Annotated in this window: 23 protein-coding genes; 6 read left to right on the top strand and 17 right to left on the bottom strand. The window is 47.5% G+C overall.

What is annotated here, in order from left to right; translation table 11 throughout:
* Positions 1 to 116: 116 nt before the first annotated feature.
* The 4 genes from ATN88_RS17950 to ATN88_RS17930 all read right to left on the bottom strand — a co-directional run bounded on the left by ATN88_RS17950 (position 117) and on the right by ATN88_RS17930 (position 3,313).
* Positions 117 to 581 (bottom strand): hypothetical protein, encoded by a 465-nt coding sequence (locus ATN88_RS17950; RefSeq protein ID WP_157490758.1) that lies wholly within the window; start codon positions 579 to 581, stop codon positions 117 to 119.
* Positions 539 to 865, bottom strand: a complete 327-nt coding sequence (locus tag ATN88_RS17945) for a hypothetical protein (RefSeq protein ID WP_067418915.1) — start codon at positions 863 to 865, stop codon at positions 539 to 541. The genes ATN88_RS17950 and ATN88_RS17945 overlap by 43 nt, the downstream gene beginning before the upstream one ends.
* A gap of 200 nt (positions 866 to 1,065) precedes the next feature.
* Positions 1,066 to 1,614 (bottom strand): porin family protein, encoded by a 549-nt coding sequence (locus ATN88_RS17940; RefSeq protein WP_157490757.1) that lies wholly within the window; start codon positions 1,612 to 1,614, stop codon positions 1,066 to 1,068.
* Positions 1,615 to 1,984: 370 nt separating this feature from the next.
* On the bottom strand, positions 1,985 to 3,313 hold the full coding sequence (locus tag ATN88_RS17930; RefSeq protein ID WP_067418907.1) for an anaerobic C4-dicarboxylate transporter: 1,329 nt from the start codon (positions 3,311 to 3,313) through the stop codon (positions 1,985 to 1,987).
* A gap of 519 nt (positions 3,314 to 3,832) precedes the next feature.
* Here ATN88_RS17930 and ATN88_RS17925 point away from each other — a divergent pair.
* On the top strand, positions 3,833 to 4,864 hold the full coding sequence (locus ATN88_RS17925; RefSeq protein ID WP_067418905.1) for an extracellular solute-binding protein: 1,032 nt from the start codon (positions 3,833 to 3,835) through the stop codon (positions 4,862 to 4,864).
* Positions 4,865 to 4,968: 104 nt separating this feature from the next.
* On the opposite strand, the gene ATN88_RS25880 is transcribed toward ATN88_RS17925, so the two are convergent.
* Positions 4,969 to 5,136: a hypothetical protein gene (locus ATN88_RS25880; RefSeq protein WP_198158406.1), complete on the bottom strand. Its 168-nt coding sequence runs from the start codon at positions 5,134 to 5,136 to the stop codon at positions 4,969 to 4,971.
* Positions 5,111 to 6,334 carry an MATE family efflux transporter gene (locus ATN88_RS17920; RefSeq protein WP_067418902.1) on the bottom strand — a complete coding sequence of 408 codons (1,224 nt, stop codon included), beginning with the start codon at positions 6,332 to 6,334 and terminating at the stop codon, positions 5,111 to 5,113. The genes ATN88_RS25880 and ATN88_RS17920 overlap by 26 nt, the downstream gene beginning before the upstream one ends.
* A 202-nt stretch (positions 6,335 to 6,536) precedes the next feature.
* Between ATN88_RS17920 and ATN88_RS17915 the strand changes: the two genes are divergently transcribed.
* The gene (locus tag ATN88_RS17915) at positions 6,537 to 7,073 is read left to right on the top strand and encodes a MerR family transcriptional regulator (protein WP_067418900.1); all 537 of its coding nucleotides are present in this window, start codon (positions 6,537 to 6,539) and stop codon (positions 7,071 to 7,073) included.
* Between the two features lie 73 nt (positions 7,074 to 7,146).
* On the opposite strand, the gene ATN88_RS17910 is transcribed toward ATN88_RS17915, so the two are convergent.
* On the bottom strand, positions 7,147 to 7,530 hold the full coding sequence (locus ATN88_RS17910; protein ID WP_067418897.1) for a DUF2541 family protein: 384 nt from the start codon (positions 7,528 to 7,530) through the stop codon (positions 7,147 to 7,149).
* Positions 7,531 to 7,724: 194 nt separating this feature from the next.
* Between ATN88_RS17910 and ATN88_RS17905 the strand changes: the two genes are divergently transcribed.
* The gene (locus tag ATN88_RS17905; RefSeq protein WP_067418895.1) at positions 7,725 to 8,666 is read left to right on the top strand and encodes a LysR family transcriptional regulator; all 942 of its coding nucleotides are present in this window, start codon (positions 7,725 to 7,727) and stop codon (positions 8,664 to 8,666) included.
* A gap of 39 nt (positions 8,667 to 8,705) precedes the next feature.
* On the opposite strand, the gene ATN88_RS17900 is transcribed toward ATN88_RS17905, so the two are convergent.
* The 6 genes from ATN88_RS17900 to ATN88_RS17875 form a co-directional block, all read right to left on the bottom strand.
* Complete coding sequence (locus ATN88_RS17900; protein WP_067418892.1) at positions 8,706 to 9,581, bottom strand: AraC family transcriptional regulator; 876 nt, start codon at positions 9,579 to 9,581, stop codon at positions 8,706 to 8,708.
* 87 nt (positions 9,582 to 9,668) lie between these two features.
* Positions 9,669 to 9,887 (bottom strand): hypothetical protein, encoded by a 219-nt coding sequence (locus tag ATN88_RS17895; RefSeq protein ID WP_067418889.1) that lies wholly within the window; start codon positions 9,885 to 9,887, stop codon positions 9,669 to 9,671.
* Positions 9,884 to 11,104 carry an FMN-binding protein gene (locus tag ATN88_RS17890; RefSeq protein WP_067418886.1) on the bottom strand — a complete coding sequence of 407 codons (1,221 nt, stop codon included), beginning with the start codon at positions 11,102 to 11,104 and terminating at the stop codon, positions 9,884 to 9,886. The genes ATN88_RS17895 and ATN88_RS17890 overlap by 4 nt, the downstream gene beginning before the upstream one ends.
* Before the next feature lie 79 nt (positions 11,105 to 11,183).
* Positions 11,184 to 11,492 carry a hypothetical protein gene (locus tag ATN88_RS17885; RefSeq protein ID WP_067418885.1) on the bottom strand — a complete coding sequence of 103 codons (309 nt, stop codon included), beginning with the start codon at positions 11,490 to 11,492 and terminating at the stop codon, positions 11,184 to 11,186.
* Positions 11,492 to 13,006 (bottom strand): 4Fe-4S dicluster domain-containing protein, encoded by a 1,515-nt coding sequence (locus tag ATN88_RS17880; RefSeq protein ID WP_067418882.1) that lies wholly within the window; start codon positions 13,004 to 13,006, stop codon positions 11,492 to 11,494. The genes ATN88_RS17885 and ATN88_RS17880 overlap by 1 nt, the downstream gene beginning before the upstream one ends.
* Positions 13,007 to 13,021: 15 nt before the next feature.
* A complete protein-coding gene (locus ATN88_RS17875; protein ID WP_067418879.1) occupies positions 13,022 to 14,131 on the bottom strand; it encodes a tetratricopeptide repeat protein in 1,110 nt (369 codons plus the stop codon).
* A gap of 351 nt (positions 14,132 to 14,482) precedes the next feature.
* Between ATN88_RS17875 and ATN88_RS17870 the strand changes: the two genes are divergently transcribed.
* Positions 14,483 to 15,451 carry a lactonase family protein gene (locus ATN88_RS17870; protein ID WP_067418876.1) on the top strand — a complete coding sequence of 323 codons (969 nt, stop codon included), beginning with the start codon at positions 14,483 to 14,485 and terminating at the stop codon, positions 15,449 to 15,451.
* On the top strand, positions 15,448 to 16,197 hold the full coding sequence (locus ATN88_RS17865; RefSeq protein WP_067418874.1) for a hypothetical protein: 750 nt from the start codon (positions 15,448 to 15,450) through the stop codon (positions 16,195 to 16,197). The genes ATN88_RS17870 and ATN88_RS17865 overlap by 4 nt, the downstream gene beginning before the upstream one ends.
* 128 nt (positions 16,198 to 16,325) lie before the next feature.
* On the opposite strand, the gene ATN88_RS17860 is transcribed toward ATN88_RS17865, so the two are convergent.
* Entirely contained in the window at positions 16,326 to 17,477 is a 1,152-nt protein-coding gene (locus ATN88_RS17860) for a porin (RefSeq protein ID WP_067418871.1), read from the bottom strand.
* Positions 17,478 to 17,737: 260 nt separating this feature from the next.
* Between ATN88_RS17860 and ATN88_RS25590 the strand changes: the two genes are divergently transcribed.
* Positions 17,738 to 18,046 carry a DUF1272 domain-containing protein gene (locus ATN88_RS25590; protein WP_083539517.1) on the top strand — a complete coding sequence of 103 codons (309 nt, stop codon included), beginning with the start codon at positions 17,738 to 17,740 and terminating at the stop codon, positions 18,044 to 18,046.
* Positions 18,047 to 18,145: 99 nt separating this feature from the next.
* Here ATN88_RS25590 and ATN88_RS17855 read toward each other — a convergent pair whose 3' ends face one another.
* From ATN88_RS17855 to ATN88_RS17845, 3 genes are all read right to left on the bottom strand, one after another.
* Entirely contained in the window at positions 18,146 to 18,703 is a 558-nt protein-coding gene (locus ATN88_RS17855; protein ID WP_067418938.1) for a sugar O-acetyltransferase, read from the bottom strand.
* 254 nt (positions 18,704 to 18,957) lie between these two features.
* A complete protein-coding gene (locus ATN88_RS17850) occupies positions 18,958 to 19,590 on the bottom strand; it encodes a hypothetical protein (RefSeq protein WP_067418868.1) in 633 nt (210 codons plus the stop codon).
* Positions 19,583 to 21,373, bottom strand: coding sequence for a hypothetical protein (locus ATN88_RS17845; RefSeq protein WP_067418865.1), 1,791 nt, complete (start codon positions 21,371 to 21,373; stop codon positions 19,583 to 19,585). The genes ATN88_RS17850 and ATN88_RS17845 overlap by 8 nt, the downstream gene beginning before the upstream one ends.
* Positions 21,374 to 21,378: the final 5 nt, after the last annotated feature.

Genomic DNA, 21,378 nt, shown 5'->3' with positions numbered 1-21,378 from the left:
TGTTAAGGGGTGAGCAACGCAATATAAAAGCCACTGCAAACCACCTTAATCACTAAAATCAACGCATATTGAAAATGCTACGCGTTGTGAATCCCTCTTGAACAGTTTGTTAGATTTTAAATGCTATCTACCAACTCTTTGATTGCAGACGCTTTCCACACAATCCCTAAATCTGACTCAGAGTTAATACGACCACTATAGACACCCAAGAATTTGGTAACTGGTCCTGAAAAAATAGCCGTGTTACCGTCTTTCATTGCAACTGAACCACCACTACGATAGGCGATAACAGCAGACCCCGATTGCCCTTGCCTACTGCGGCAATCTATTAAGAAAGTAGGTAGTTCTTTAAAGTTAACTTCAGGCTCTGAAGCCATAAATCCTGTAGCCCATACTGCTAATGAGCCACCCGCTTGGATTCCAAATGGAAAACCTACAACACTTACTGAATCTGCTGGGCCAATATGCATGTCCGGGCCAGTGTTATTTAAATCGTAAGCGTAAAGTTCTACACCTTGGAGGTTTGTTAATGGCAAAGCTACAAAATCGGCTTTCTTGCTAGAACAGGGTGTTCTATCCATAGTGGGTTGTCATTTGCGTCCAAAATAGGCTCGACAATACCAACCCATTCACCAAGTGCCCTTTTGCTGTTGTGAACTACAACAATTTCATTAGGTATGCCACCTGTTTTGGATAGTGGTTGATCTGTTTCTTGATGCCTACCTGTTACGTTGTGTCGATTAGTGATCAATAAAGGTCCAGTTCTCCCATTGACGACAAAGGCAGTACCAGTAGACAAAGTTTGTCCATTAAACCTCATTTCTATAATGAGTGACTGAACTGAAGGCTGAGCTATTGTTGTCATACAAACTCCAAATAAAATCTAACATTGTATTAGATGACAAAATGTCGGAATTAAATACGACATTTTGTCTTTTAACACCGCAACCCACCTACCTCTAACGTATCATAACACTATGTTTTAAATGAACTATTCACACGATCACAGATCTAGCCACATACAAAAAAACGACAATCTGTCCAATTCCACGCATCACAAACCTTTTAAAACCGAAAATAAGCATTCGCCTGAACAACAGTATCTGTCTTTGAATAATCCAATTCTTCTATGCTGCCATCGAGCCCTAGCATTCCAGCGTCGACATTGAGCGTGAGTCGTTCGGTGTAATTCAAATTGATACCCGCTCCTAGACCCCAAAGAAATGCGTTGTCGCTGCCTGAGCCGTCTGGCAAATAAGGGTCGGTGACTTGCGCGCGTTCAAAGTGGTTAGACTCCCACCATAAACCGCCGATAGAACCTCTGATATAAACGTCGCTGAACCCATTGGAATAGAAGGTTTGTTTTAGGTTGGCGATAAGAAGGGTGATTTGGTTGTCGTATCTATCCCAATCACTCTCTTTGTATTCGGTTTCGAGATAGCCAGCTTGAAGGTCAAAGGCTAGGCCATTGGTGTAGTTCACGCCCAGCGTGACGGTGGGTATCAACTCGCTGTTCACATGTAACGCACCAGCACCGACATATTGGCCTTCTACATCTAGTGCAAAAGCACGCATTGGCATCGCCAACAAACACATTAAAATTAGCTTCTTCATCTCGTTACCACGCTTCTTGTTTCTATTCTGTACGACTACTTCACACACCACAAAAAGTACACTGCACTTTATTTAAGTAACGTCATCCCTTCTCTGGCGGGCTTGCAGGAATGGATATCGTTATAGCGTTACTTATCCACTTTAAGAGGTCGCTGTATTTTAATTAATGAAATGCTAACAACTCTAAACGTTCATCACCAGAAAAGTTATAGACCGATTAAGCATAAGAATCAGATTTATATAGCGAAAACAGCAGAAGACAGGAGTGAAGAGCTCCTAATAAAATCGACAGCTTCTAACCGGAAAGCGGGCTGTACCTATAAAAAAGCGCCCTACTCTGAGGACGCTTTTAAACCGAAAAAGGTGGTCATTAGGCAATAATGATCTGCGCTAAGATGTAACCCATCACACAGCCACCGATAACGCCTATCAAGCCCACTGACATAAACGAGTGGTTGAAGTACCACTTGCCGATTTTGGTGGTGCCTGAGGTATCGAAGTTGACGGTTGCGATATCTGACGGGTAGTTAGGAATGAAGAAGTAACCGTAAACGGCGGGCATCAAACCAATCAACAGCGCAGGCTCCAAGCCCAGGCCCAAACCGACAGGCAGCAGCATACGCGCGGTTGCAGCTTGCGAGTTTACCACCACAGACACGATGAACAGCGCCAGTGCGAACGTCCACGGGTAGCTGGTTACCATGTCTAGAATACCCGCTTCGAACTGCGGCATTGCGTATTTGAAGTAGGTGTCTGACATCCATGCGATACCGAAAATCGCAATCGCTGCCACCATACCGGATTTGAACACCACGCCGTTTGGCACGTTGCGCGGGTCGGTATGGGTTGCCAGTAAGATGACACCACCGAAACACAACATCATCATCTGAATGATGACGGACATGCTGATCGGTTTCGCGGCATCACCAATGGTACGGATTTCTGGGATCATCGCGATGATAACAATCGCGACAATCGACGACAGGAAGATCAATACCGCGTTACGTGCAGAGGTTGGCAACGTTTCATTCAATGTGGTCGCGGTGGTATTCAAGATACGCTCACGCCACTCTGGGTCTTTCATACGCGCTTGGTATTCAGGATCGTCTTCCAGCTCTACACCGCGCTTCATGCTGTAAAGTGCTGTCAGCAAGGTACCGAACAAGGTAGCAGGTACGGTGACTAACAGAATCGACATCAAGGTAATGTCCGCTTGGATGTCTGAAAGCTGCGCCAAGTAGTACACCACGGCCGCAGAGAGCGGAGATGCCGTGATCGCAATTTGCGATGAAACCGATGCCGCTGCCATTGGTCGCTCAGGACGAATACCGTTTTTCAGCGCAACATCACCAATGATAGGCATGATGCTGTAAACCGCATGACCTGTACCCAGCAGGAAAGTCATGGCGTAGGTCACGAACGGCGCAATCAAGGTGACGCGTTTTGGATTCTTACGCAGCAAACGCTCAGCCACTTGTAGCATGTATTTCAAACCACCCGCCGCTTCAAGAATCGACGCACACGTCACGACCGCCAAGATGATCAGCATTACCGTGACAGGTGGCGATGTCGGTGGCATCTGGAACACGAAGACTTCGATAACCAGACCAATACCGGACACCACACCCAGACCAATACCGCCATATCGAGAACCGATATACAGCATCAAAAGAAGAAATAAGAACTCTAAGTACAGCACTTTCTAATCCCCAAAACATAAACAACTGACAATATTGTCAGCCGAAACCCGCGGGAAAAAACGCCAACGCATCACAGTCCTAATTGGTTAATTTTTCGAAGTTTTTTAATCCGACTCTGCCCACATTTACTGGCACTTTCGTAATCCAGACAAAGACAGTTTGTGATGAAGCTGAAAGCAAGCGGAAACCATTTCGTTAACCGCCATCCATAAAAATGTGATGTGCATTTTTTATTCGATTTTTGTAGGAACGATTCGCACCGCTTGACCTTCGCTGGCTTGCAAAAAATCTGTCGCGTTTCAGGACGTTTCATTTTTGTTGCATGGCACAACGGAGAACGGTAATATCCGGCCAATTTTTCGGGCATGGATGTCTTTTGACCACCCCCGACAGCAGATTTTTCGACACTTATGTCGACAACGAAATTCGGCACTGCCGATATATACGCAGGGAACTTGTTGTCTCTCTGACATGATTAATGCGCCCATAAAACGGGCCTTTGGAGGTGGAAACCGCTAATGAAAAAATGGTCTTCAATTCTGGCCGGCACTGCTTGTGCAGCTGCTCTTTTCTCTTCGTCTGCAATCGCAGCTAATGATCAACTCATCTTCGCCAACTGGGGTCCTTACATCTCGACAGAACTGAGAGAACAGTTCACTCGCGAGACTGGCATTAAGGTTATCTACTCTACTTACGAGTCGAACGAAACCCTTTACGCAAAAATGAAAACGCATCCAGATGGGTATGATCTGGTCGTGCCATCTACCTACTTCGTTGCAAAAATGCGCGATGAAGGCATGCTCCAGAAGATTGACCAAACCAAGCTAAGCAACTTTGCTGAGCTGGATAAGAACTATCTTGATAAACCGTTTGATCCGAACAACGACTACTCTATTCCACACGTTATTGCGATGACGGGTCTGGCGGTAAACACTGACATGTACAACCCTGATGACTTCAAGAGCTGGGCCGATCTATGGAACCCTGAGCTGGAAGGTCAGATCATGCTGATGGACGACACGCGTGAAGTGTTCCACATTGCATTGCGTAAACTGGGTTACTCGGGTAACTCGACCGATCCTAAGCAAATCGACGAAGCATACGAAGAGCTGAAGAAGCTGATGCCAAACGTATTGGTATTCAACTCTGACAACCCAGCCAACCCTTACCTGTCAGGTGAAGTGGGTCTGGGCATGCTTTGGAACGGCTCTGCGGCAGCAGCGCAACGTGAAGGTCTGCCAATTGAATTGGTATGGCCGGAAGAAGGCGGTATCTTCTGGGTAGACAGCCTGACCATTCCAAAGAACGCGAAGAACGTTGAAGCGGCACATAAGATGATCGACTTCCTGCTTCGCCCTGACATTGCAGCGAAAATCAGTGCTGATACGGGTTATCTGACAGCAGTTGAGAAATCTAACTCTGCATACAAAGACAACCCAACCCTGTTCCCACCACAAGCAGACATAGACCGTGGTGAGTGGCAAGACGCGGTTGGCGACCTGACTGAGAAGTACGAAAACTACTTCCTGCGTCTGAAAACTGGCGAGTAATTTACTTCGTCCGTTAGACAGAAAATCAAAAAGAAAAACACCCCCTGGCCGAGGGGTGTTTTTTTTGCAACTTGTAAGTGGAACAGACTTACAAAACACCCTGCTTATGCCGGCATGGGCTCCATCATCTCTTCAGGCTCCGCGAGCTTTTTAATCCACTTCCCGCTTCGAATTCTCAATGCGACCGGAATGAGCTTGAGTGTTTCTTCAAGCAACACGGCGGCATAAACATATTGCACGGACAACTCAAACCAGAACGCCAGAATCAGCATCAATGGAATGGCTCCAAACCATTGTGCCACCATATCCAAATACATCGCGAACTTGGTGTCTCCGCCGCTTTTCAACACCCCTGACATTGCCGTCATGGTGACGGAACGAAGGAAGATAGACGCTAAGATGAACGGCAGCAGCAGATAAACGGCATCCAGCACTTCTGCTCAACGCCATCAAACAAGCCAACGACCAGATCTTGCTGACCCACAATATTCCGACGATGGTGCCGCCCACTGCAACGGAAGATACCAATCCCGCGCGAATATACACACTGAGCGCGTCATATTGGTTCGCACCAATCTTCTCACCCACCAATACGCCAACCGCCGCTGCGCAGCCCCAACTGAATGACGCCAACAGGATCTCGACTGGTGCCAATATCGACATTGCTGCGAGCGCAGTACCATCAATGTTGCCGTAAATGGTGTGATACGCCGTGATCCCACCGCTCCAGATGATTTCCCCACCGATGATTGGCAACGCGATTTTCACGAACGCGATGTTTTTGGCTTTCGCCTGCGCCGCAGTAAACGAGGTTTTAGACAGACTCAACACACGTTCGAACGCATGCACGTAGAAGAAGAGAATGAGCGTGGATGATGCTCGGGCAATCAAGGTGCCCAACGCAGCCCCTTCCAACCCCATTGCAGGAAAACCGAAGTGACCAAAGATCAGCAAGTAGTTGAGCGACACATTCAGCAGCAATTCAAACACGAACAAATACAGGATCAGTTTTGGCTTTTGAATCGCGCGAAGGCCCGCGCCCCAAATCACTGATAAACTGGTGACCAGAACACAAAGAATCGAAATTTGAATGTAGTTACCTGCCAGCGCAGCAATCGTTTCATCGTTTGTCATCAAGGACGCGATTTGCTCTTTGAAAACCAGCACGCAGATTACCAATACCACCGACGCCACAATCGCGTGGAGCATGCCAATGTGCAAAGAAACACTCAGGCTTTTATTGTCTTTCGCGCCCCAATGTTGAGCGCAGAAAATGGTGGTTGCGCCTGCAATACCAAACATGATGTTGGACACGAACCAAAGTATGCGGGAGCCAATGCCCGCTGCGGCGACGGTATCACCGCCTAGCACTGAAAGCATAAAGGTGTCTATAAAGCCGAGGCTGGCAAACAACACACTATGAAGGGCGATGGGAATCGCGAGGAACAAAATATCTTTGTAGGGTTTCATAACAATCCTTGTTACGTCTTGTATTTCTAGGCGGGGTATTTTGGCTTTATTTTCAGCGTCATATTGATACGTTTCATTCAACCTTAGATAGATTTCGGTCTATTCAACGCCTTCAGAATCATCAGGTATAATTTTGTTGTTGACCCGTCTACAAGTGTCGGGTTGATACTCCGACCTGTTCCAACGACAAACAAGGTTCATCATGCTATCTGTCACTCAACTGGCTCGAAAAACCGGGATTTCCCGAACCACGGTGTTGTATTACGAACGGGCGGGATTGATCACCCCTACCAACCGTTCTGATAACGGCTACCGATGGTATGGCGATAACGAAATAAAGCGCTTAGAAACTATCGTCGCTTATCGTGCTTATGGTTTGCCTGTTAGCGAGATTGCCAGCTTGTTGGAACACAACGACACAATCACGCAGGAGGTTGTTCTTAAAGAGCAGTTCAATGCGTTGGAGTTGGAGATTAAGAAGCTTCGACAACAGCAAAAGGCGATTGTGTTGCTACTGGAACAGAACATTCAATCGGAGCAAGAAATGGTTAATAAAGATCGCTGGGTAGCAATTATGGAAGCTGCAGGTTTCTCTGAGCAGGACATGCACAACTGGCACATTCAATTTGAAAAGATGGAGCCACAAGGCCACGAAGATTTTCTGAAGTCTCTGAGCATTGATGACGACGAAGTGAAGAAAATCCGCCAGTGGTCTCAACAGCCTGCGCAAAAAGCGTAAGTGAAATAAAAAAGAACCCCTGCAACGTCGCAGGGGTTCTTTTTATTGGTTATTCGATTGCTCGCAAGGGCAATTAACTGCGGCCGTAAACGCGCACACCCGCCGACGAGTTTTTCGACTCACCAAAGACTTCCAACTTCTTCACACAACGTTTGTACGCAAACTTGCGCCAATCCGTTGTTCTGTCTTCTTTCACGTTACGATGAAAACGGATAGTTTTGGTGTCACCGTTATTGAACGTCACCACCACTTTACGAAGGTGTAGATCTTTTCTCGCTTCTACCTGAATCGCGTCGGTGCGGCGACAAACCAGCAATGGAATTTCAGCGCCATGATTGGCATTTTCAAGCAGAATTGTTCTTCCCAATGTGAATTTGTCATCTGCGTGTGCCGCAGAAGAAACGCCCATCAGGCCAGTTAAAACGCAAATAACAGACAACAGCGTTTTTTTCGTCATTTACTTCAATCTCAATCAAGTCTTCACGAGGGAATCGCCCCCGAACGTGGCGGAGTGTAGGCGTTTTTCAAGATTAAAATGACAGGTGAATGCAAAAAAATGATCAGATTAATTAAAAGATTGAGTCCTTTCAAAATAGCGATATGATTCAGATTCACCACGCCCCTTCAGCAGTATGAATCATAGGAATAGGAATGATTGACGTAAACCGCCTGCTAAAAAGCGACATTCACTTGCTGTTATGCCTTCATGTCTTGCTTGAAGAATCGAGCGTGAGTAAAGCAGCAACCAGACTGCATTTGACGCAATCTGCCGTGAGTAAGCAACTGACACGTTTACGCCAATTGTTCGATGACCCTCTGTTTGAACGCACGTCGAAAGGGCTGAATCCTACACCGAAAGCCCTATCACTGGCACCGAGACTGCGCAACGCATTGCAACAAATCGAAATGCTTACACTGCCCGATACGTTTGATGCCCAAAGTAGCCAACGCATTTTCAATATAGATTTGGTCGATACCGCGTACTCTGTGCTCTACCCCAAATTTATGCCAACGGCATTAAGCGAAGCACCTTTGATTACCATCAACAGCGAGAGCTGGAGTGAACTCAGTTTTCAGCGCTTGCTGAAAAGAGAGATCGACTTCGGCCTTGGCGTCTTTGAATGGGATGAACGTTCCAAACTCTATGTTGACACTATCCCCGAGGAACTGAGTTACATTGAGTTAAGAAGTGATCAATCCGTCTGCTTGCTACGCCGCGGTCACCCAGCACTTGATGAGGAATGGGGACTCGATACCTTTTTAAAGTACCGACAAATACACGTGACAACTGGCGGGGTAAAAGAATGGGTGGTTCAGGAAGTATTGGCATCACAGGGGCTGCGTATCGACAATGCCGTCAATGTATCCAGCATCACCAGTGCCATTCAATTGTGTAAGCAGACCGATCTCATCATGTATTACCCTTACGAGCCCATCCGTGAGTACACGTTAGATGGTAGCTTGATTGTCAAACCCGTCCCTGTTGAACACAAACCCGGCGCATTATTTCTGCTTTGGCACAAGCAATTTGAATCAGACTCCGGTCATCGCTGGCTGCGAGAGCTGATCATTGACCAATGTATTGGGGAGTAGCGCACTCTCGCATTGGGATGCGCCAGTTCGGCTCGACACCTATCGATTACACAATCCCATACGGCACAACTGCCTGAAATCTTTCGGGCTGATTTCCGTGTGTCGTTTAAAGAACTTGGTCATGTTGGTGGCTTCGTTGAAGCCGAGTTTTGCCGCAATATCTGCAATCGAATACTGACTGAAAGCGAGCAGCCGCTTTACCTCCACCAGCACGCGGTCATCCACCAAATCTTTGACGCTGTCGCCTGTGTTTGAGCGGGCGAGTTTATCCAGTTGTTTGACGCTTTTACCCAGTGCGAGAGCAATGTCTGTTGTGGAAGGTCGCTCCGCAAAGTTCGCTTCAATGTATTGCTTCAGGCGTATGAAATCCGCGTTGGCATTGGTCGAAACGGGCATGCTTTGCATCGCCACATATTCTGGGACAACACACTTGAGTAATAAGGCGCGCAGTAAGCTTCGGATGATTTCAGCTTTCAACTCTGAGGTCGACGCAAATTCTTCCGCAAGCAGCTTGATAAGGCCCCCCACTTCTTCGCCAACATTGGGGATACGATTAACCTGTGTGATGGCATCAAGCATGAGATCGACGTGAGGATCGTCTGGGCCATTCGAGAGGTACGAGCAATTAAACGGAATAACGAAGCCATCTACCGTCCGCTCTTGCGCGAACCCGTGGATTTGATTCCTGCCTATGGTGATTAGCGTGCCGGGTTTGAGGACATACATCTGGTGGTCAACGTAATGTACTCCCTCCCCTTCTGTCACATAAACAAAGGCACTGAAATTCAATCGATGCGGGCGTGATACGTCATGCACACCGCGAGAGGCATACAGTTCTGAAATACGAAAGCAGTTGGGATTGACCAAGGCCATTTCCGAGCGCATACGCTCGACGGGAATGTTTTTCTCTACCATGTAACGCTCAAAAGGCGTTTAGGGATGCCCTAAACGCCGAAATATTATTCTTATTGTTGCGCTGTGGTCATTCGGTATGAACGAGCCTCAGTACTTCTCTTCCTGCATGTCCTGCGCCATTTGCTTGAAGTCCACTTTCGGCTTTTCGACCACTTCTACAGGCACCACATCAATGTGACGACTGACGGTATGAATCAAGCGATTTTCGCTTTGCTCTTCAGACAGTTCTATGACGTTGGACATCAATTGAAGCAAAATCAGCACGGTCGCGGCGCAAAAGAAAACCAAAGAAAGTTTCTGTCTCATTCTGCTCCTTCCTTACGCGCACGCGGTTGGCGATTTTTCTTCTTCGCTTTGCTTTGTGTTTGCTTGAACCAGTTCTTGTTGAACACAATGAAATCTGTCATCGCGTTGATTGGACACAAGCTCTGACACCAAGGGCGACGCACCACCAAGGACGTCAGCAAAATCATCACGGTCAGTACAAACAGGTACATGCCGCCAATCATGCCGAAAGCAATACCAAAGGGCTCGTAAACAAACCCGGCTGGGTTACGGAAATACGCGCCAAGGCATAACGTTGCCAACAGCAAAACACGTGGCATCCACACGAAGAAGGTGTGACGCACCGGAGAGGCTTTTGCCTTACCCACTTTCGCCAAACATTGTTGAACCGCGCCGAACGGACACAAGCTTTGGCAGTACACATTGCGGTTGTAGTACAGGATGTAACCAATACTCAGCACCAGCAGGATAAACGGCGTGTAGTTCGCCACACCTGTCAGCCAAGAACCGAAGATCAGGCCACCCATGGTGGAAGCGGAATACAAGGCCGCAGCATGGAAACCGAATACCAACGTGGAACCCGCAAGCAAGGCTGCATTCAATTTTGCTTTGTGCGGAGAACGGGTTTGGTTAATCCAAACCGCAGCCGCGAAGAACAAGAGCGCAGCGGCATCTAGCCATTTCAAATACGCCAGCAGAGACGCTTTTTCTGTCAATTGGAAGTTGAACAGTTGTTGGCGCACTGGATCCGCTGCTTGGTCCAATGCCGAGCTGTAGGCTTCAGACGTTAACGTCGCTCCAGACACACCATCGACATACAAGGCTTTGCGGATGTTTTGCTCCAGCAAGGCTTCAGGCAGCTTTTCATCAACCACTTTTTCAAAGTATGACGATGTCTCTTTTGACGACAGCAGCGAGATGGTTTGTACCTCACCGCTTGGCATAAACACACCACCAACAGTCAGCGAACCACCGTAACCGATGCCAGAACCAAAGCTCACCCATTTCAGTGCCTCTGCCTGTTCTGCATTGTCACCGTTTGGAACGATTTTGTAGAGCTGTGGGCTCACCTGAACAATTTGTTCACCTGAGCCAGTAATACTTTCAAAGAATTGTGTTTGCGAATTATTGGTGCGCAATCCACCCAGAAACCAAGCCAAGATCAGAACAATCACGGAAGCGACGCTCAATATCTTCTCAAGGTTCTTATTTCGATTAGCGGGTTTCTTATTCGTCATGATCTCTTCAGATCTCAGGCGATCGATTCCTTCGAATACACCTGAGATCTGTTCCTTTCGAGGTTAAACCGTCACGCCATTACAGCGTTTTTGGCTTCAGGGCCACCAGCACACGCAAGATCACTGCACCTGCAATGATAAGTGCCGTACCTACGAAACCGAGGAAGTACCAGCCAGCAAGACCTTCGTTCTCACCCAGCAGCGTGAATGCGCCAGCGACGGTCAGAACAAACGATGCCCACCAGCCGCCAACCATGCCCCACTTCCACCAGTTCATCCCAAGGTTGAACTGCTTCGCCCATTGGTTAGCACCTGCGAACACCAGAACTTGAAGTGCACCAAACGCCATCCAAAATAGCGGATCTAATACCGTTGATTGTGGAAACATTAGAAGCCCTCCCAGTTACCGTCGTATTCCCAAGTCTTCTCGACCTTCATGTAGTTCTCGCTACGCATCCACTCTGGTGGTTGGTGGTAGCCAGCGAAGCGACCGCCATTCCAGTCACCGTGGTACGCTTCTGCTTCTGGGTAGTAGAAGAAGTTGTGCTGCATCGCGAGCAGTGTCTTACGCGTCATGCCTGTTGGGTCACGCGGGTCGGCTTCTTTCACCAATGCGTGGATCCAGTTGTTCTTACGGGTGTAAGGACACACGGCGATACACACGCGACAGCCCATTGCGGTTTCCGTTGGGCCTTGACGCCACATGGTCCAGCAACTGTCTTGGTTGAAATCGAACTTACGGTAACCACGAACCACAGCATCAGGCTTGTCGGCTTTACTGATTGATTCACTTGGGCAAGAGTCTGCACAGATCTTACATTCTTCACAGAAGTGCTTAACCTTGGTGTCGATTGGCTTGTCTGCTTCCAAATCCAGCTCGGTGATAACTGCCGCTAGACGGATGTTTGGGCCCAGCTCAGGCGTCAGCAAAATACCGTTACGTGCCGCTTCACCCATACCCGCTTGAATGGCCAAAGGTGGAACCACGATTTCGTAGTCTGAACCCGGCCATTGTGGGCGTGCTGCATAACCCAACTCACCCAAGAATGCAGCCATCAGACCCGATGCGTTTTTCGCGCGGAAGTAGCCGTCGTAAGAGGTTGAGTAGCCGATCGCGGCGTACATCGGATCCCAGTTCATTGGGGTGCCGAAGATGATCACGTTCTTCCAGTGTTTAGGAATGCTTTCATCCCAATCTGGCATGCCACGCATGGTGTTCTTGAACACGAAGTTCGGATCCATCTTGGTGATACCAACGATGCTCATACCGAACTTGAACGCCATTTTTTTGATCAATTCTGACGCGTGCTTAGGCGATTTGAATTCTTGTTTCGCGCGTTTTACCCACTGGAAGTCAACCACATCTGGATGACCTTGTGGTTTTGGCGGGAAGTCGCTGTACACGCCGCGCATGTACGCAGCAGAGTAAGCCCAGCCGATAGCGAAGCGAGAACGGTGTTTTTCAAAGTTAGCTGCGTGCTCGGCTTTTTCTTCAAACGATTGGTACATGTCTGCCCAACGCTCTGGGTAACGCGAGTAGTACTCACGCACGCGTTCGTTAGGAATGTCACGCCAGTCTTTGGTTGGAATCCAACCGTTTTTCATTTCAGCAGCCAGAACACGGGTACGGTGGAACAGGAAATCACTCCACTCAGGACGAATGAGCGGCCCTGCCACTTCCATGGTTGGTGCCACGTCTACACGGAAAGGTTCACGGTTGAAGAACATGTCGTGACCAGATTCAGTGCGGCCCCAGCCCACGTTTGCGTCAGGATCACGACCCAGAACGAAGCCTGCACCCGCTGCTGCGCCAACCGTTACGGTTGCTGCGGCAACGCCACCCAGCTTCAGAAAATCACGGCGTGAATTGCTCTTAACGCCTGTATGATTTTGCGTATTCACATTTGCTCCAGATAGTTATGATAATTCGAGAACGTCGATGCTCAGCTTTTTCTTGATCGTGTTGAGTTCATCGCGGTAGGTAATCTTGTAGCGTGGTGCCAAGCGGTTTAGCTGCACCATGACGGCCTGTGCTTCGTTCCAGCGTTCTGTGTGGAAGTAGCAAAGGAAAAGCTGTTCTAACGACCATTCGTCGTTAGGTTCAAACACACGCAGTTGGTTAATGTCAGCTTCAAGCTCGACGTAGAGTTTCAGTTCGGCTTTCACATGCGCACGGATATTCAACACGTCGAAGCTTTCTGGGTTGTGCTCCAGATAGTGATTCAACGCTTCCAGTGCTTCTTCCAATCGACCGTTTTGGTGAGCGGCAATGCCTGCCAAACGCACCAGTTCCATCGACGACACATTGTTTTCAAACGCGTTGTTGATCCATTGGTCCGCTTTGTCTTTCTCACCGAGTGCGAGGTAGCTACTCACGGCAGTGATGTAGGTCGAAACCAACGACGTGTCCTTGCTGTAAGCAAGCTCGGCATTTTTTGCAGCTAATTCAAAATCGCCATTTTGATAATGAACGCCTGCTAGATTTTGGTAGCCACCAACAAAGTCAGGCGCGATATCTGTGCTTTGCTCAAAGCACTGGATCGCTTCTTCTGTGTGGCCTTGAAACAGGAAGTTGAAACCAAGGTGGCAAAGCGTCATCGGGTTTTCAGCGTTCAACGCCAGTGACTCTTCTAAGCTGGACTTCGCCATGTCGTAGTCGCCCAACTGTTGGTAGACCAAGCCGCATTTGCACTTAAAATCATCTTCGCTAAGCAACATTTTGTAGGCATTGATCGACACCATCGCCAACTGGCAAAGTTGCGCGGCCATCAGGGTTTCAAACAAAAACGTGAGTTGAGATTTCATCAATGGCAGGTCTTGCAACACGTCGCTCATCACCAAGGTGAATGCTTCGTGCTCTAGCCAGTCATGCTGACTTTTGTTCTTTGCCGTTTCGTTGGTCACGAACTGCGCACTGAGGAACATAAACCTGTCATTCAGCAGTTCCACAACCTCGCTTTCTTGAGGGAGCGATTCAATGTGCTGTTGAATGTATTGGTAAAGTTCTAACCATTTGTTGCTGATCATCGGGAAATCCACACTGCTAATTCGTGCTCAATTTCCTTTATTAATAAAGTGGTCAAAAGGTACAAAATCACCCAAAAATGGTAGAAATTCTCCCTTTGGAAAGAATCATGATTTTGATCAAATGAAGGTTGTTAGCGGGAATGTGGCTGAGGTGTTATTGAAACGCCTGTATGAAACAAGATGTTTATAAGTAAGTTAGAATGTAAGACATTAGTAAAGCCTAATTTACATAGTCTCTTAATTTTGGGACGCCTACATGAGACAAAATCAAAGGATACTCCTCGATGCTGTAACGCATTGAAAACCCTAAAACCTTTCAAGGTGTAGGGTTAATTTAGTAGGAGTCTCCTCATGCGAACGAACGTCAAAGCTATTGCTTCTCTCATCGCGCTGGCATCCCTGTCTTCAGCCAGTGCTTATGCAAACTGTTTCGGCAATGTGTATTCCATTAATGGTGGTCGAGGTGAAGTGGGTCTTCTTCTCGATATTCAAGAATCAGACAGATTGACCGGCTATGCAAATCCCGGTTCTCGCGCTCTGCTAGAATCTCGAGCGTTATTCAGCAGCGCCGCGATGGCTTATGATCCAGACAGAAACCGAACGTATTATGCCAACGTCATCGCGCCCACGTCTTACCACGTTCAAGGTGTCGAGTCTGTGGTATCGGCAGACGAATTCAAAAGCCTCTCGCTACACCTTGCGACATCGACACCCAGCCAGTTGGCTTACTATGACCACGACACAAAGCAGCACACAGTAGTGGGGAATATCCCGCTTACCTACCGCATGGCTTACGACCCGTCATCACAGACCTTGGTGGCATCTGGCCAAATTGATATTTTCTCCATCGACCCGGCTGACGGCTCCGTCACCCAACTCTCTGAGTTTGATAATGACACGCGCTTTAGCGGGTTTAGCTCTTGGGGTGATTTTCTCTACCTTGATGGCGAGCTGCTTTACATCACGAATAACCGCACCTTCGCACTCAACAAGAACACTGGCGGCGTGACGCTCAAAGCCTTTCACAATATCGATTTTGTCACCTCCGCGACTCTCGACCAAAACGGACAAGTTCTCGTAGCAGCGAAGAACCAGAACGTCACCAGTAACGTGAACAGTACCTGGCTGTGGCGCTTGAATGTTGAAACTGGTGAAATTGTGCAAGCAGGGCTTTTCCCTTCCCGCGTAAATGCCCTTTCTACCAACACGCAAGAAACGCACACCTGTTACGACCCGACCGAATTCCCGAGTGATAAAGTCATCGTCCAAGGCGTATCAATGACACTGTCACAGAGGGCGAAGTTGGCAAACTCACCGTGACCTTCGATAGCCAAAACAAAGTGGAGCGAGACCTTACGCTCGCGCTTATCAACGGCACAGCGACAAGCGGATCTGACTACAACCGCACCGTGAAAATCATCTTCAATGACAACACAGAAACCACCGCATCACTCAGTGAAAGCGGCACTAAGGTTTCAGTGCCTGCGGGTATTCTCAGCCTGACGGTTGAAGTACAAACCATTGAAGACACCACAGAGGAAAGCACAGAGTCAGCAACCTTGTCTGCGTGGTTTAAAGATGACAAAAGCGATTTGGAATCCGGCACGCTTACCATTGAAGATGATGACGAGCCAATGGATCCAAACATCTGTGGCACTAACCAACGCGTGCAAGTCAGAACCAATGGCGCGTATGTCTTTGTGGATTGTAACAATGGCCGACTCGGTGGCCCTTCAATCAGCGCGCAAAGCATTTCAAAACGCGTTTCGTGGTCAACCAACAGCTATGGTAGCGGGTCGCAAAATGATTGGAACACCCAAATTGGGGTGACAGAAGTGGGCGATCTTCGCACCATGTCGTACCGAGGAAGTGGTACCAATAACTCGTCTGTCTGTAGCAACGGTGGTACGTCAGGTACACGTATCAACACCACGATTAACGGCAGCATTTCCGTTAATGCTCAAGGTGTGTTGTCTTGTCAGATCACCCTGAACGAAACCTTCTGTAACGGCAGTGGCGGACTCCGCTACACCAACTACAGCAGTAACACCTGTGAGTTCTACTAACCCAAAAAAGAAGCGCTAAGGGCAGCCTTAGCGCTTTTAACACATGCTTATGCCCACTCACTAAAAACATAAGGCTTGTGTTAAACCACAGGCGTGGTTAAGGGACTAGAAAGATTAAATGAACATGATTAGAAAGTGACGACTACCCCTAAGGCTATGGTGTCATTTTTCTCAGTGCGACCTTCATTCACCTCAGTGCGGTTGTATTCGCCAACCAAGGTTAAGTGGTCATTCACTGTGTGGAACCAGGCAAACGCAGCGTTATCGTATTCCAACGTCTGCACACCAGATGTCTTCACTTTTGAGTTACCGTAGGAAAGCACGAAGCGCTCTTGCCCAAAGCTGTAAGAACCTTGCAGCAAGTACCCTTTCGTTTTGGTGTTTTCAGACGTGATGATTTGATCTAGCCCGGCTACATCGCCAAGCCCTTTGCTCTCAAACCCAGATGCGTTAAACGCAAAACCCGCCACATCAACACGCACACCGCCACCTAAACCGTTGGAGCTGGTTTCGCCCGCACTGTCTTTAGAACTTTGCTTGACACCGTTGAGATAGGCTTTCAATCCGATGTCATCAAATTGATTGGTGTATGAGATTTCACTTTCGAATCGAGGGTTATCTTCAGAGCTGGTTTTGCTTTTCTTGTTCGGGTCCATCACCCCAACGGCAACCTGAAAGCCCGATAAGTCTGGCGTTCGATAAGTGATTTGAGCTTTCGGAAACGGGTAGGTATATCCCGCGCCAATATTGCCGAACGAGACGTTACCGCCATCAATCAAGCCGTAAAAATCGCTGGTTTGTCCGTGCCCCAACAACAACTCGTCGGTAAGGATGTTACTGCGAGAAAACAAGCCAAAGTCTTTACCGAGCAAGATTTGTCCCCAGTCCGCATCAATGGTTGCGTAGAACTGGCGAACATCAATGCCTGAACGGGTGCCTAGACCTTCCGCACCGCGGTTGATGTCGGTGTCATTCAGCGTGACCCAAAACGATGAGCGCGCACCTATTTTTAAACCATTTGCATCCGTGTTGAAGTTAAACCCAATGTAGTTGGGTAAAAACCCGATGCGAACACGCGATTGATCGCGGCTTTCTAACCCACTGTTTGGGTCATTGGCATCTTTCAATCGATCATTGCTTGAATGGGTGTAAAACACGTTAATCAACAAATCGGTCGACACTGTGCTGTCGCCATCATCGTATAAAGTTACGGCTGCTTGTCCGCTCGACGCGGCAAGCATTGCCGTCAGCGACAATATTCCTTTTGTATATTTATTCATACTGCATTGCACTCCTGCTTGGGCTAAAAGCAGCTCTGATACTGAGTGGCGAGCTGCTCGTGTTAGCGTCAACACATGCTAACCAGCAGAAGAAACTCGCAGAATTCAGAAACGGAATGAAAACAACGGGTCTTTGGTAGGAGGGGCGACTTACGCAGCCATATAGTCAAAAAGATGAATAGAAATGAAAAGTGTGTAACGATAAACGCGTGTTATAAAAGGATGAATGACAAGATTTAGCGACGACAAGGAAAGTAGAAATGCTGGAAATCAGACCCAACTGCGAATGCTGCGATAAGGACTTACCGCCAGATTCCACCGAAGCCATGATTTGTACCTATGAGTGCACTTTCTGCAAACCGTGTGTGGATGATGTTCTCGAAAACGTCTGCCCAAACTGTGGCGGGGGATTTATGCCACGTCCCATTCGACCCAAAACCGCGCGTCGCCCGGGACTTAGCATTGGGCATCAACCGCCGTCCACCGAACGTGTACACACAAAGTATTCAATAGAAGAATTGAGAGCATTTGCCGCAACGGCAAAGCATATCAAGCCAGAAGAGCGTTAATGCTGGGCGATGCCCGTTCTCCACTAACGGTTTACTAGGCCTTAAACGCAAAAACCACTGCACGTAGCAGTGGTTTTCTGATTGCGATAACACGCTGTTTTAGTGGTTTTCGTCGATATGACGAATCAACTTCGCCGGTGTGCCACCGTAAAGGCTATCGGGTGGGACATCCGAGTTTACAACAGAGTTAGCCGCGATCACTGAACGCGCACCGATCGTGACGCCTTGGTTAATCACCACGTTGCCACCAATCCATACGTCATCTTCAACCGTGATTGGTTTGCAATACGTTTCCCATTGACGACGCTCCAGATAGTTCAGTGAATGGCTCGCCGTGTAAAACTGGGTATTCGGGCCAATCAGCACATTCTTGCCGATATTGATTTTTGCGCCATCAAGCATCGTCACGTTCATGTTGATGAAAGTCCCTTCGCCAATAGAGATCGTCTTACCAAACTCACAGTAGAACGGCGAACGGATGATAGAAGATGAAGGAATCTCACCCATCAGTTGGCTGAGTAATTCGCTACGCTTTTTTCCATCAATGGTTTGATTCAAGGTTTGTAGCAAAGTCGCAGCGTTGTTACGGACAGCATCAACACTCTGATCGCCACCGTCAAAGTCTTCACCCGCCATCATTTTTTCGAATTCGGTCATTTTATCTAAGCCATGCATTATCGGGGCTAATTGATGTTGGTTAGCTCGCCCCTCGTTGATCCTACAGGACGAACTTTAACGGCTAAGTGATATAACCAGAAGTGAATTCTCGTCACTTCTGAGTTGAGGGTTTGGAATATCATTTACACCATGAGATTGACGAGGATGAAGAGTACGCATTTAAAAATGTCCCGCTTTTGCAGGACATTTTAGTTTGAGGTGAGCAAGTTACGTTCTAACGATTTGCTTGATTACTACTGATATACCGATAACGTTTGCTGGTCATCATTGAGTGTGAACGTTAACCGTCGTGGCGACTTTTCATTCCAGAACAAAACTTCAATATCGTAACGTCCCTTTTTGAGCATCATCCCCGGCTCGTAGCGGTCCACAATATTCATAATCCTAATTCGTTTTGCCTCGGGATACGTCTTTATTTCCAGAGGGAAGGTTTTTTCGTTTCTCGGCCAGAATGTGACATTTTCTTCGACCTGCAAGCCTTTACGAACCTCGATTTTGCGCTCTACGCGAGGATTCAGTTCACGATGCGTATCCTGCTCGGCTACTAGACGATAGCTAATAGCGGGCAAGGTAGCATTGTCAAATACCGACAGCCCTAACCTAGTGTTACCAAAGTAAATACGGAATTGTGCTTTGGTATCCGAATCTATCTTCAGTGTGCCTGCTGCTGGCGTAGCGGACACAATTCGATATTTATTCGCTTCAATCTTTCTTTCCAATAAATCGACACCCGGAACTGCTGCTAACCATGCAGCCGCTTCGGCAAATACTGATTCTTTCGCACTATCTTTAATGTCATTGAGCGCTGAAGCAGATACTTGGTTTGTCACCATCACACATAGAGTAAAGAGAACCCACTTACGCATTATTTAACTCCACCGTAGCTTCTACCGCAGTTGCTATAACATCTCCGAGAATATCTGGTACTGGGATGAGATCAGCATAGTTTTCCAAAAGATGTGCGAGCACTTCCTGCTGGCCAGCGGATTCAACCATTGAGTGAATATAACTATCGATGATGCCTTGATTGAGGCGATATAGCTCTTCGGACGACTTGTTCAACAGTTCAGACAAACCTTCATCTCTCAAGGCCGTCTCGATTTGTTCGTTGATTTGATTCAACGCCCCTTCTGCTGCGTGGATAGATGCAAATGTCTTCTTGTCTATTTTTAGCCTTGATTTGTTAATGGTATCTGCCGAAATCCCCATCATTTGCGCAAACCAACTGTTAATACAAGATTGTCCATTGGCATCAAACAAATTCTTTTCTACCGCATCTTTGCTCGGGATTTCTCTGCCGGGAAAGCTTGTTGTAGATATATAGTCCCTGTCGGGAAAGGCTACGTGTTTGAACTCGTCAACTGTCTCACCATCAATGACCAAACGACAAATAATTAGCATACCTAGAGAATATGTCGTCACGGCTCCGCCATCCTTCTCCTCTCCTGCAATTATGCATGGTTTATAGCCAGCACCAGCACCCATTCCAGCAGTCCGTTTCCAACCATAAGGAGGGCTCATGGTGTGAAAAGGCGATAGAACAAAACAGTTAAAATCCATTTCCAACACTGCATCTGTTGCGCTGCTGGAAATAGTGAGAAGTTCTTGCCCAGCAAATTTTCGAATGCCTTCAGCCATCGCCTCGTTTACTGACTTTGTAATTGATTCTTCTGCGTAGTCTGGTGATGGAGGCAGAAACGTCAGATAAGGCTGGCTGTATGGCAGCATGGAAACAGATGTGCCGAGGTTGTAATACGGGCACTCTTTGAGAAACTGCATCGAGTAATCGTAAAGTAGTTGGTGCTTTCTCTCTTGATCAACCAACATGTTTGCCAAAATTTTCTCTGGTAATTCCGTTAACGGTTCCTTGTGATATAGCCCTAATGGTTGGGTATAAAACGTCGAAATATCAAACTTAGTCTGATTGTGCCCATCATATTTAACACGCACAGACAGTGCTCGCTTACCTGAATTAGATAGCTTTTTAGCAATGCTGAGAAAGTGCGGCTTCACACCGGCTTGCTGAAAACCTTTGTAGTAGGTGTCTAATTTTAATACTGCGCGCTGGCGAATACTTTGCATGTATTCTTCAGCCATTGCTTGTTCGTCACGAGTATAAAAACGTCGTACGAAGTTGCCATTAGCCCAATCAAGGAAATGTTTATACCCACCAACCGTATCAAGTCGTTTAGCATCTTCCCAACGCTGTGTGATCGCGTGATGGCGAGAAAATACCGCTAGAACCGATAACATGGAAAAAAGATAAACCACAAAGTAAACAGGACTAAAACCGCTCTGATAAGGGAAGCGCTCTGCTAGCCCTGCAACTAGCTGTTTTGGCACATCGTAAACTTGTTGGAAATCTGAATTCAGGAAAACTGGCTTAGCAAATACTTCTATTGGTAAAGGCCTGAACTGTTCCCACGCAAAGACGACGGGGTTACCTTTCACTTGAGTAGTATTGAGGCTGTCGGCATAGATAAGATATTTCTCTGGACCAAAGGCAAGTGCAAAAATAACTAACATTACGCCTAACCAAATGAGAAGCGCAAAGCGTCGAATATGATTGTGGACACCCACTTTCTTTTTAGTGCGCTGCCTAACAAATAGATATAGAACCGTAACAGCTAAGATTAATATTTTTAACATTGCAT

The sequence above is a fragment of the Enterovibrio coralii genome (assembly GCF_001559595.1).
GTDB lineage: Bacteria > Pseudomonadota > Gammaproteobacteria > Enterobacterales > Vibrionaceae > Enterovibrio > Enterovibrio coralii.
Note: the sequence above shows the minus strand (reverse complement) of the source record. Positions and strands in the feature narration are given on the sequence as shown.